The 12,417-nt window shown below is 47.7% G+C and carries 10 protein-coding genes; 8 read left to right on the top strand and 2 right to left on the bottom strand.

The genetic code is table 11. From position 1 onward, the window contains the following. Positions 1–22 precede the first annotated feature (22 nt). The 7 genes from HMPREF9441_RS12610 (at position 23) to HMPREF9441_RS12580 (ending at position 8,365) form a co-directional block, all read left to right on the top strand. The gene (locus tag HMPREF9441_RS12610) at positions 23–1,030 is read left to right on the top strand and encodes a family 43 glycosylhydrolase (RefSeq protein ID WP_008621776.1); all 1,008 of its coding nucleotides are present in this window, start codon (positions 23–25) and stop codon (positions 1,028–1,030) included. Between the two features lie 127 nt (positions 1,031–1,157). After that, positions 1,158–2,393, top strand: a complete 1,236-nt coding sequence (locus HMPREF9441_RS12605) for a clostripain-related cysteine peptidase (protein WP_244949763.1) — start codon at positions 1,158–1,160, stop codon at positions 2,391–2,393. A gap of 126 nt (positions 2,394–2,519) precedes the next feature. Continuing rightward, entirely contained in the window at positions 2,520–3,380 is an 861-nt protein-coding gene (locus HMPREF9441_RS12600) for an enoyl-ACP reductase FabI (protein WP_008621774.1), read from the top strand. Positions 3,381–3,499: 119 nt separating this feature from the next. Beyond that, positions 3,500–3,772 carry an ACT domain-containing protein gene (locus tag HMPREF9441_RS12595; RefSeq protein ID WP_008621773.1) on the top strand — a complete coding sequence of 91 codons (273 nt, stop codon included), beginning with the start codon at positions 3,500–3,502 and terminating at the stop codon, positions 3,770–3,772. 15 nt (positions 3,773–3,787) lie between these two features. Then, complete coding sequence (locus HMPREF9441_RS12590) at positions 3,788–5,152, top strand: PFL family protein (RefSeq protein WP_008621772.1); 1,365 nt, start codon at positions 3,788–3,790, stop codon at positions 5,150–5,152. Positions 5,153–5,395: 243 nt separating this feature from the next. Continuing rightward, the gene (locus tag HMPREF9441_RS12585) at positions 5,396–6,775 is read left to right on the top strand and encodes a family 43 glycosylhydrolase (protein ID WP_244949762.1); all 1,380 of its coding nucleotides are present in this window, start codon (positions 5,396–5,398) and stop codon (positions 6,773–6,775) included. 12 nt (positions 6,776–6,787) lie between these two features. Next, complete coding sequence (locus tag HMPREF9441_RS12580; RefSeq protein ID WP_008621762.1) at positions 6,788–8,365, top strand: glycoside hydrolase family 43 protein; 1,578 nt, start codon at positions 6,788–6,790, stop codon at positions 8,363–8,365. 77 nt (positions 8,366–8,442) lie between these two features. Here the strand turns inward: HMPREF9441_RS12580 and HMPREF9441_RS12575 are convergent, their stop codons facing one another. Further along, the gene (locus tag HMPREF9441_RS12575; protein ID WP_008621760.1) at positions 8,443–9,312 is read right to left on the bottom strand and encodes a DUF3298 and DUF4163 domain-containing protein; all 870 of its coding nucleotides are present in this window, start codon (positions 9,310–9,312) and stop codon (positions 8,443–8,445) included. Positions 9,313–9,490: 178 nt separating this feature from the next. Here HMPREF9441_RS12575 and HMPREF9441_RS12570 point away from each other — a divergent pair, with 178 nt between their 5' ends. Then, positions 9,491–10,228 (top strand): SDR family NAD(P)-dependent oxidoreductase, encoded by a 738-nt coding sequence (locus HMPREF9441_RS12570; RefSeq protein ID WP_008621758.1) that lies wholly within the window; start codon positions 9,491–9,493, stop codon positions 10,226–10,228. A gap of 81 nt (positions 10,229–10,309) precedes the next feature. Here HMPREF9441_RS12570 and HMPREF9441_RS12565 read toward each other — a convergent pair whose 3' ends face one another. Then, positions 10,310–12,325: a DUF2264 domain-containing protein gene (locus HMPREF9441_RS12565; protein ID WP_008621757.1), complete on the bottom strand. Its 2,016-nt coding sequence runs from the start codon at positions 12,323–12,325 to the stop codon at positions 10,310–10,312. Positions 12,326–12,417: the final 92 nt, after the last annotated feature.

Here is a 12,417-nt window from a genome sequence, read left to right as displayed (position 1 = left end):
TCGAAATCATTAATCTTATTTCATGAAAAGAACATTGTTTATAGGTATGTTGGGGCTTTCTGCACTGATGAGCGGTTATGCCCAACAAGGAGAGGGAGTCCGTAAAGGGCGTATAGTGCGCGAACCGTTGGTACATGACCCTGTCATGGCAAAAGAAGGGGATACATATTATCTTTATTCCACTGGACACAACGTTTCGTCTTTCTCGTCGAAAGACTTATCCGAATGGACTATCCGGCACGGTGTTTTTTCGGCTCCTCCTCAGTGGGCTGTGGATAGTATCAAGGGATATGAAGGTCATACGTGGGCACCGGATATCATTTATTATAAGGGAAATTATCATCTTTTTTATTCCTGTTCCACTTTCGGTAAAAATACCTCAGCCATTGGCCACGCCTATCGCAAGACTTTGAATCCAGACTCGGATGAGCCGTGGACGGATACCGGCGCGGTTATCGTGTCGCATTCCCATGACAACTTTAATGCCATCGACCCGAACATTGTCATAGACGAGGAAGGGAACCCTTGGATGACGTTCGGCTCCTTTTGGGGAGGTATCCAGTTGGTACGGTTGACCGAGGATTTGACTTCTACTTTGAAACCGGAAAAATTGTACACAATATGCACACGCCAGTTCGAGGGGGCTTCCGACGTACCTTCGCGTTCCGTAAATTCTGTCGAGGCCCCGTTTATCTTCAAGCATGGCGGTTATTATTATTTGTTTGTGTCCTACGATTTTTGCTGTCGCGGGTTGAAGAGCGATTATAAGGTAGTGGTAGGCCGTTCCACCCGGGTGACCGGTCCTTATGTGGATAAAGACGGACGGGAACTGACGCGAGGCGGAGGAAGTCTGGTTGTAGACAGCAATGATGAGTTTGTGGCCATCGGGCATAGTGCGGCTTATCATTTCGATGGAAAAGATTATTTCATGGCCCATGGTTACAGTCTTTCAGAGGATGGAGTCAGTAAATTATTTTTTCGGGAGATGACATGGGATGAAGAGGGCTGGCCACTTGTTTCTGCGGAGTGAAGAAAGCGTTGAATCAATCTTCCTCTTGGTTTTTTGCCAGATTGCCATGTCGCTTTTTTTTGATAAAAGATTTGGATTGTATTTCATTTTTAGTACCTTTGTGAAATTGATAAAAAAACGTATAAATATGGAGTTTAGGATAAAAGGCTGTATCGGAGCGTTAATGATGGGTTGCGTGTTCGCAGCCTGCGAGGACGATACGGACAAGGGAGGGCCTGACGTAGACCAGCCCAAAGAAGCCACTTACCTTTTATATATGGTAGGGCAGAACGATTTGAAACAGTATCTGAATGCCAACATCAGTGACATGAAAATCGGATACGGCAAATCCGACATCAATGCCAATGTGTTGGTGTATGCCGATATCAGTTCGGTGCCGACATTATATCTGATTGGGAAAGATAACAGCGGAAAAGTGCAGCAGACAACTGTGAAGACTTATCCGGACCAGTATTCGGTGGACCCGGAAGTGATGAAGGAAGTCATCAATGATGTCTTTACGCTGTATCCGGCCGAGCGAAAAGGAGTTGCGTTCTCTTCTCATGCCAACGGCAGCCTTTATACGCCAAATACGGTAAGGAAGCGTGCTTTCGGGGATGAGGAAAGTGGCTACAGCATGAATATTACGGATATACGTGAGGCTCTTGAGGGATGTCCGTATATGGATGTGATTATGTTCGACGCTTGTTTGATGGCCAATATGGAGACGGCGTATGAGCTGAAAGACCGGGCGCATTATTTCCTTGCAGCTCCCAACTCCATTCCGGCAGAGGGATTCCCTTACGATAAGGCTCTACCTCATCTGCTGAAGATGGATGCGGCCGGACTGGCGCGTGCAGCTCAGGCTTATATGAAACATTTCCAGAATAACGATGTGGAGTGGGATGATTTCGTTTCCATCAGTGTTTCCGATCTTTCGCAGATGAATGCCTTGGCTTTGTATATGGATTCTTTGTTTCAGGATGAGGCGGTACAGAATCATTTGATGAAGGTGGACCGTGACGATTTACAGATGTTCGAGACGGGCTTTCAATTGTATGATTATGGGGAGTGGGTGGACAGCATTGGGCTTTCAAGTCCTTACGTCCCGAAAATCAGGACTATTTTGGACGAGGCGGTGGTTTATAAGGAACATAGTGATTACAGTTCGGTAAACGATTATACCGCGATGCCGGAAATCCCGATTAAAGATGGCGCGTTTAGCGGTTTGAGTACTTATGTGCCACCGAGGGTATCTCAGCTTTTGCAACCGGGTTATGATATGTTGATGATGCGGTTTTTCACTTCTTTGAAATGGTACCGCGATGCCGGTTTCTGGCGCGTGCCGCTATACAATATATTTGAACAGGATGCTGAAGAATGAGCCAATCCCCGCCGGATTTCCGGTGGGGATTTTCAATGTTTTGCACAAATATGCGGTTTAAGTGCAAAATTAGTTGTATCTTTGTTCCCGATAACGAAGAATATAATTTTTATTAGATTATTATTTATGGCTTATAACTTGTTAAAAGGTAAACGCGGTATTATTTTCGGTGCGCTGAATGACGCTTCTATTGCTTGGAAAGTTGCAGAACGTGCTTCGGAAGAAGGGGCGCAGATTGTGTTGACCAATACCCCGGTGGCCTGCCGTATGGGTACGATTGACGAATTGGCGAAAAAGACCAATGCAACAATAATTCCTGCCGATGCAACTTCAGTGGACGATTTGGAGAAGCTCTTTGTGCAGGCACAAGAGGTTATGGGAGGCAAAATCGACTTCGTGCTTCATTCCGTGGCCATGAGTGTGAACATGCGCAAGAAGCGTACGTATGACGATTTGGATTACGGTTTCTTGAATAAGACGTTGGATATTTCCGCCATCTCATTTCATAAAATGATTCAGACGGCCAAAAAACTGGATGCCATCAATGAAAACGGTTCTATTTTGGCGTTGAGTTATGTGGCGGCGCAACGTACTTTCTTCGGCTATAACGATATGGCGGATGCAAAGTCTTTGTTGGAATCCATCGCCCGTAGTTTCGGTTATATTTATGGGCGCGAGAAAGGAGTCCGTGTCAATACGATTTCCCAGTCTCCGACCTTTACGACCGCTGGCGGCGGCATCAAGGGGTTCGATGGTTTGTATGATTTCAGCGATCGTATGTCTCCTTTGGGTAATGCCAGTGCGGATGAATGCGCGGACTATTGTGTGGTGATGTTCTCCGATTTGACGAAGAAGGTTACGATGCAGAATCTCTATCACGACGGAGGCTTCTCCAGCATGGGTATGTCTTTGCGAGGTATGACGCAATACGAGAAATCGTTTATCGATGAAAACCGTGACGAAAACGGCAAGATTATCTACGGATAAGTGGTATAGCATAGATTATTGATAGAAATACAGTCTGTTATTCGGCAAATTTTCTTATATTTGCGTCTTTGAATAACAGACTGTTTCTTTTACGGAGCAATTATCCCGAATTAAAGATTATGAGTAAGACGATTATTACAGTAGTAGGAAAGGATGCGGTAGGCATCATTGCGAAGGTTTGTACGTACTTGGCAGAGAACAAGGCAAACATTTTGGATATATCCCAAACCATTGTACAAGAGTATTTTAATATGATGATGATAGCAGACTTGTCTAAGGTGGAAAAGCCTTTTGAAGTGTTGGCGAACGAGTTGGCCGAGATAGGTTTGTCGATGGGTGTTCAGGTGAAATGCCAACGCGAAGAGATTTTTGATAAAATGCATCGTATTTAATCCTGTGGCTAAGATATGATTAATATATATGAGGTGTTGGAGACCAACAAGATGATCGAGCAGGAGAATCTTGATGTGCGTACCATTACGATGGGTATCAACTTGTTGGATTGCGTGGATTCGGATGTGGACGCGCTTTGCCGGAAGATTTATGATAAAATCACACGTCTGGCGAAAGACTTGGTGAAAACCGGAGAGGATATTTCTAAGGAATATGGAATCCCCATAGTGAACAAACGCGTTTCCATTACGCCTGTTTCGTTGGTGGGAGGATCTGCTTGCCGCACGCCGGAAGATTATGTAAAGGTGGCTCATGCTTTAGACCGGGCAGCGAAAGAAGTAGGTATTAATTTCTTGGGCGGCTATTCGGCTGTCGTGTCCAAGGGGATGACCCATAGCGACGAACTGCTCATCCGTTCCATACCTCAGGCTTTGGCAGAAACGGAACGCATTTGCAGTTCGGTGAATGTAGGGTCAACGAAAACCGGTATCAATATGGATGCCGTGAGACTGATGGGCGAGATTATCTTGCAGACGGCCGAGCGTACGAAAGACAAGGATTCTTTGGGCTGTGCTAAACTGGTGGTCTTGTGCAATGCTCCGGATGATAATCCGTTCATGGCCGGTGCTTTCCACGGCGTGTCCGAGGCGGATGCCATCATCAATGTGGGGGTGAGCGGTCCGGGCGTGGTGAAACATGCGTTGAGCCAAATCAGGGGAGCCAGCTTCGAGGTGCTCTGTGAGACAATCAAACGTACGGCTTTTAAAATCACCCGTGTGGGGCAATTAGTGGCGCAAGAAGCTTCGCGGCGTTTGGGAGTGCCCTTCGGCATCATCGACTTGTCGTTGGCCCCGACTCCGGCCGTGGGGGACAGCGTGGCCGAAATATTGGAAGAAATCGGCTTGGAACGCGCCGGTGCTCCGGGAACCACGGCAGCATTGGCTTTGCTGAACGATCAGGTGAAGAAGGGAGGCGTGATGGCTTCATCATACGTGGGAGGGCTGAGCGGAGCCTTTATTCCGGTGAGTGAAGACCAAGGTATGATTGATGCCGTGGAGTGTGGCGCGTTGACTTTGGAAAAGTTGGAGGCCATGACTTGTGTTTGCTCGGTCGGGTTGGATATGATTGCCATTCCGGGCGATACGCCCGCCACGACGATTTCGGGTATCATTGCAGACGAAGCTGCAATAGGCATGGTGAACCAGAAAACGACGGCCGTGCGCATCATTCCCGTAGTGGGCAAAACGGTAGGGGATACGGTAGAGTTCGGAGGACTTTTGGGCTATGCTCCCGTGATGCCGGTCAACTCTTTCGGTTGCGGTGATTTCGTGAACCGGATAGGTCGTATTCCGGCTCCGATACACAGTTTTAAGAATTAACAGGTTTTCGTACTTTGACGAATTGAAGCCATCCTTTGTTTCCGCGACTGTGGTTTTTGCAGTCGGCTTGCCGTAACGGTTGTTTATGGTGCGAAGGGAAACAAAGGATGGTTGTGCTTTATGGAACATGCGCTTCATGTGAATTGGTAGATATAGTTCTTGTCAAAGGCTATAAAGTCCAATAGAGAAATAAATGCTGTTTCATATCTTTGCGGCATATATATTATTGATAGTATCATGAAAATGAAGTGGAAAAGAATAATGGCTTTAGGACAAGCCTTTTCTGTAGTTGCCATTATGGAAGCCCAGGTTGTGAATCCGTTTGGAAATGCTTTGGTTCCGGATATGATTGCAGATGCCAGCATACAGGAAATCGATGGTATGTTTTATTGTTATGCCACGACGGACGGATATGGAAGAGGGTTGGAAACGTCCGGGCCTCCGGTGGTATGGAAGTCCAAGGATTTCGTGCATTGGAGTTTCGACGGGACATATTTCCCGTCGGCAGCAACTGAGAAATACTGGGCTCCCAGTAAAGTAGTCCAAGCTAATGGAAAGTATTACATTTACCCTACGATTAACGGTTATATGTATCCGGCAGTCGCCGACCATCCGGAGGGGCCGTTTAAATTGGCTCGCGGGGAAGACCGGTTTTACAAACCTTATACGGCTTCTACCCTGTTGCAGACAGAAGATCCGGGCGGTATCGATGCAGAAGTCTTTATAGATGACGACGGGCAAGCCTATGTGTTTTGGGGACGTCGGCATGTGGCCAAACTGGCAAAAGATATGATTACGGTGGACTCCGTTGTCCATGTGATTTCTACTCCTCGCAAAGAATATTCGGAAGGCCCTATATTCTTCAAACGGAAAGGTATCTATTATTATTTGTACACCATAGGGGGAGATGAGAGGTATCAATATGCTTATGTGATGAGCAAGGTTTCTCCTCTCGGGCCTTACGAATACCCGGAGCAGGATATTGTGTCGACTACAGATTACGAACAAGGTGTCTTCGGGCCGGGACATGGTTGTGTCTTCAATACAGATGAAGACCATTATTATTTTGCTTACTTGGAGTTCGGCCGCCGCAGTACCAACCGGCAAACCTATGTAAATCGCTTGGAGTTCAATGAAGACGGTACGATTCGTCCGGTGAAATTGAGTTTGGATGGAGTAGGGCCTTTGCGGAAGGTGAAGGGAAGGAAAGAAATTAAGGCTGATACGGTTTATGCATCCAGTACGGCGGCCCCCTTGTTTATCGAACCCATGAAAGACGATTTGTGTCGTCGTACGGAGTATTTTGTTCCGGCCTTTGCCGTGGATGGGGCGAACGGTTCCCGATGGATGGCTGCGGAAGGAGATAAGGACAAATGGCTTGTTGCAGATTTGGGAAGAACCCGGAAAATACGGCGCAGTGAAATTTATTTTGTACGTCCTACAGCCGGACATGCTTATCAACTTGAAGGTTCGGTGGACGGGACTACATGGAGGAAATGCGGAGGACATGACGACTTGCGGATGCAATCTCCGCATGTCGATGAACCGAAGGGGAAATATCGTTTCCTGAGAGTCAGGATTTCAGAGGGTGTTGCAGGAGTTTGGGAATGGAATATTTATTAAACGAGAATAGGAATGAGATATTTATGGTCAATCGTTTTTAGCCTTTGTCTTTGTACTGGTCTGAAAGGACAGCAGCAAAGAGAGTGGGGCAAGTGGGAAAGTTGGGGAGACCAAGGTGATGGGACGTATATGAATCCGGTCATCCCGTCAGACTATAGTGATATAGATTGTATCAGGGTCGGGGATGATTATTATGCCATATCTTCTACGTTCCAGTTTTCTCCGGGAATGACGATTTTACATTCTAAGGATCTGGTGAACTGGGAAATCTGTGGGAATGCTGTCGAAGATTTGACCCAAATCGGTGAAGAGCTGGATTGGACACGCATGAACCGTTATAACCGTGGGATATGGGCCGGGACGTTGCGTTACCATGACGGTCGTTTTTACCTCTTTTTCGGGACACCGGATGAAGGATATTTCATGACCTCTGCCGTACGTCCCGAGGGGCCGTGGGAGCCCTTGACTTCTCTTTTGTCCGAACCCGGTTGGGATGATTGTACCGCAATTTGGGACGATAAGGGAAAGGCTTACTTTGCGGGGACTCATTTTGCAGACGGTTATAAGACCTATCTTTTTAAGATGTCGGAAGACGGAAAAAGCATAGACCGGAAATCGGCTGTGCTTATCAATGAAGGAAGCGGCCGAGAGGCCAGCAAATTGATAAAGGTAAACGGATGGTATTATCTGGTTTTCAGTGAACATAAGCCGGGTGTCGGGCGTTATGTCTTGGCCAAACGATCGAAAAAAGTGACGGGACCTTATAAAGAAGAAAGGCAATTGGCGTTGCCTTCCGTGGAAGCGATGGAACCCAACCAAGGTGGCATAGTCCAGGGGAGGGACAATAACTGGTACTTTCTGACGCATCATGGCACGGGTGATTGGAGTGGTCGTATTGTCAGCCTTTTGCCTGTCACTTGGATTGACGATTGGCCTATATTGGGAGAGGTTTTGGATTCAAATATAGGTACGATGAAATGGACCGGAGCGATGCCTTTTCAAGCGGATGAGAAATTAGACATTCAGCGTAGTGATGATTTCGACGAGAGCCGGTTGCCTCCGCAATGGCAGTGGAACCACCAACCGAGGAAGGGGTTCTTTTCCTTGACTGAACGTCCGGGATGGTTGCGTCTGAAAGCTTATCGTCCGTTGGAACCCAATCAATTATTGAAAGCCGGTAATACGCTTACACAAAGGACTTTCAGAAAGCAGGATAATGTGGTCGTGGTGAAAATGGATATTTCCGGTATGGAAAACGGACAGAAAGCCGGTCTTTGCCATTTTTCTTCACCGCATTCCGCTATCGGTGTGACGAAAGAAGGAGGCATTTGCTATTTGGAATTTCGTGAAAACGGCAAGATAACGAAAGGCATGCAAGTCCCGTCAAAACATATCTGGTTCAGTAGCCAGTGGGGTTTGGACGGTAAATCCCGATATGCTTATAGTTTGGACGGGGATAATTTCTTGCCTTTCGGAACGCCCTATCAAATGGCTTGGGGAAATTATAAGGGTGACCGTATCGGCATGTATTGTTTTAACGATAATAGCGAGAGCGGTTTTGTGGATGTGGATTATTTCCATTACCGATAGGAATGGATAGAACGAAAATCCCTGCGTCCGGAGAGGACGCAGGGATTTTCGTCATAGTTTGTACCAAACGTATAGAGTTATCGTTTGACTATCGGGTTGTAAGTGAGGGCCAAAGAGTCCGTGGTACTTTCTATCAGAGGCTTCATCGTCACCGTGAAGAGGTTCTCTAAAGAGTCATACGGGAGAGTACATGTGGGAATGCCGGCTGCGTATGGAGCAATCTCGTACTGCTGATAGATGAATTCTACTCCGTTGGGTCTGCATACCGGAGCAGTCTCCGGAAGCGGAAAAGTATAACGTGCATTCTCATCCAATAGCCTTTCATAAAGTTCTTCATCGCTGTTTACTTTGAAGAATTTACTTTTCAATCCATTCTTTATCATGCCGCGTAACTTTTCTTTGCCGTTTGCCGTGAACATGTCCCAACCGAATTTACGACCGTCCGATTTACGGAATACACCGCCGCTCAGACTTTCTCCGCCGTGTGCTCCACCGGAATATTCATATATTTCAGAGGTATATGTGATGAACTTTTCTGTTTCAAACGCCTTTTTGAATTGTACGTAATAGGCAGATGCATCCATGGCCGTGTTTTCTCCTATTTCAGCAATGTCACGTTTCACCTGCTCCGCACGTTCTGTACCATAGTATTCCAGTAGTTTCTTACCGTCATCCAAACTTCCGGTGTAGGTGCCACCGAGCTGTTCATTCATCCATTCCCGTATGTTCTGTGTCACGACACTGGAGTTATCCGTCGGATAAGCGGCAGCCAACTTACATCCTTCAGATGAAGGCTTTTCCTCCCATGTGATATCTTCCGTTTTTATGGCACGACTTTGGTCTGTTCCATTTTTTTTCTCCAGATGGCAGGAAGCCATTCCCAAGGCAAGAGCTAAAAGAGCAGCACTAAAGCTGCCGTATTTAAAACATAAACTACGCTTTTTCATATTGCTTTGATTTTATAAATGATTATATAACCAAAGTTACGCCTTTATTTCAAACCTAAGCAGTTTTTTCCAATAAAAACTGTTAATCTTTTGCCTAGCCCCTGTTTCCATACAAACAGTCGGATGGTTTCAGCTTGTTTTTCCTTTACCTTTGTAGAGAAATAAAAATAGGAGGCGTATGAAGCAACAGAATAAGATTATAGTGGTAGGGGCAACTTCCGGTTTGGGGCGTATGTTGGCTGAACGCTATATTCGTGACGGACATGTGGTAGGTATCGTCGGTCGGCGTGGAGATAAGCTGGCAGAAGTGGCCAAAGGTCATTCCGAAGTACATTGTTTAAAGGCGGATGTGACGGATATCAGCCAAATAGCAGTGCATTTGTCTGCTTTGGCCGGTGAGATGGGAGGTTTGGATTTACTGGTCTTGTGTTCCGGAGTGGGACGAATGAATCCGGATTTGGATTACGGACTGGAGTTACCCACAGTCGATACCAACGTGCGTGGATGGACGGCAGTGGCGGACTGGGCTTTCTCGTATTTTATGCAACAAGGACATGGACACTTGGCCGCCATTTCATCGGTAGCCGGCATCCGTGGTTTGGCTCCGGCTCCTGCTTATTCCGCTTCCAAGGCCTACCAGATCCACTATTTGGAAGCGTTGCGGCAACGTGCACGCATTTCCCGCAAGAGGGTTTGCGTGACGGATGTTCGTCCCGGATTCGTTCGTACTCCCTTGCTTTCCCATCCCGAAAAATTGTTTTGGGTGGATGAGCCGGAAAAGGCGGTGAGGGCTATCTACAGGGCCATAAGTGCACGGAAAAAGAAAGCCGTGATTACCCGGCGTTGGGCGTTTCTTGCCCCTTGGATGCGGATTGCACCGGAGTGGTTGGTGGCGACGATATTAGGAAAAGCCTGAGTCTTACGGATAAGAAAAATCCCGGTCGAAACTGGTTTGGAGTCGACCGGGAAGTGCTTTTGCCCTTGTCTTTAGAGTGTCTTAGAAAGAGACCCGTTTTACGCTTTTGTCTGCAAACGTGATGTCTACGGCATTCAGGTCTTCAGATACTTTTACGTCCTTTACGGGGGACAGTTCTTTCTTCGTGAAGCCTTTTTTACCTTTCTTCCAAAGCATCAAGGTGACGAATATCTTTTCCTTTTCCACGTTGCTTTCAGCTATGATGAGTCCGCATTTGTGGCTCACCGGATGCAGCCCTTCCGGATAGCTGGCTGTAACCGTTTCCCATCCTTGGAGCGGAACCAAAGCCAGACGGTATGCCCCGTTATGCAGTATTACGGCATCTTTTACTTTGGAAGACTTCTCTTCCTCGACGGGATTGCCGTTGATTTCCGGTAAGGTGTAATGTCCCAAACGGACTTTGGTGGCTGCCGGAGTGACGACCTTGTCTACCCGCAAGACACCGTTGGGCAGGGGGATGTCCGCCAGTTTGTACCGGATGTCACGGTTGGTTTCCAGTTCGGCATCGCGTCGGTAGATGCCGTTTTCAAAACTTTGGAACGTGTAGAGACGGAGTACCTCCCATTGGTTCTTGCCGTTCAGAGTGGCGTAGTTCATGGAAACCTCTCCGTTCGTCCCATCGGCCATCCAAGGGAATTCCGTGTGGTAGGCCAACTTGTTATAGTTTTCGGAACTGCGGAACTTTTGCCAGTCGTTGGCTACCGTTTCATGGCACCACGAACGCATTTCCGCCCCTCCGCAATTCGGATAGTCGGTGATGAGCAGGTTCGTTGCGGGTTGGAATTTGTTGTACACATGGTCTTTTTTGAATTCCTTTTCCCATGGCCCGTTATTCTCCACAGCGGTCCAGAACGGATTGTCGGCAGGGAGGAGCAGGCTCAGGAACGCCTTTCCGCACCAGTATACACTGCCTCGGCAACTGTAGATCTGCACAGCCGGTGCGAAGGTTCCGTAGAATCCCAGCGTCGGCACATTGTCTTCCAGAAAATCGGGGTTCTGCAAAAATTGCAGCAGGGTGGCGGAAGCGATGCGGCGCATCCATCCGTAATTGATGTCCGGGGCTTTTTCATATCCTAACAACGCGAGCGGCACGACGGCACCGAAGCGGTAAGGGATACTCCGTCCCCACATGTTCATTTTGCCTTCCGCACTGAACATATAAGGATAATTGTCCGCCAAGTCATGCTGGTTTTTCATGAACTGCGCGGCATATTCCGGATAGAAGTGCCCGTACATTTGCGCCCAAATGGGGCCGTACATCTGGAATGCCCACATGCTGTAATAGTCGTATGCCGGCGCGTCGTTATACCAGCCTTCTCCGCGATAGAGCTTGAGAATCTTTTCCAGGTTTTCTTTCATGCGTTGGTCGTTGACGGCATAACCTTGTTCCTTGAAGAAGCTGATGACGAAAACGTTGAAGAACATCCAGTTCGACCCTATGGTCGGACCGTTGCCGTAACTTAGCATCGTGGCGGCCAGTTGGTCTTTCTGCTCTTGTGTGAGCGGTTCCCAAAGGATGTCCTTGGCCACAGACAATGATATGGCCAGGGCGCCGAATTCCACCAGTATCTGGCTTGGCCCCCCCTTGCGGTGAGGGATGAAGCTCGGACTGTCCGGACGGATGAGGTTCAGAAGTTGGTGGCGGTAGTAGTCCGCCACTTTTATCCCGTTTAAAGTGAGTTCCGGCTTTTCCCGGAGCAGGGGAGCGGCTACGAACAGCGTGCGGCAGAATCCTTCCAGTTTGGCCGTGGGCACTTGTCCTTCATTGTTAGGATAAGCCTTGTCGAGCTGTTTGGGGAAATACATCGGGTCGTCCAATGTGCGGATGTAAGTGAAGGCCCCGCTTAACAAGTATTCGGCTGCGTCAATCCAGCTTTGACGCGTCATGCCGGTGTAAGGACTGAGTTTGTAGTCGGGACTGGGGATGGTAAATGTTTGCTGGATAGTATGCGTCGGAGTGGCGACTTGTCCCATGGCGTTGAGCGGCCCTGCCAATGCGGCGGCCAGAATCACGGTTTTTAAATATTGCTTTTTCATTCAGGTTTTGTTTGATTGGTTTTTCTGTCCGGTCAAAGGTACAAAAAACTTTGCTTTCGATTCCCATGAAGATTGAAAATGTTTCTTGAAAA

Origin of the sequence: Paraprevotella clara YIT 11840 (assembly GCF_000233955.1) — a bacterium.
GTDB classification, from domain to species: domain Bacteria; phylum Bacteroidota; class Bacteroidia; order Bacteroidales; family Bacteroidaceae; genus Paraprevotella; species Paraprevotella clara.
The sequence above is the reverse complement of the archived record's forward strand: the minus strand, read 5'-3'. Positions and strand labels throughout refer to the sequence as shown.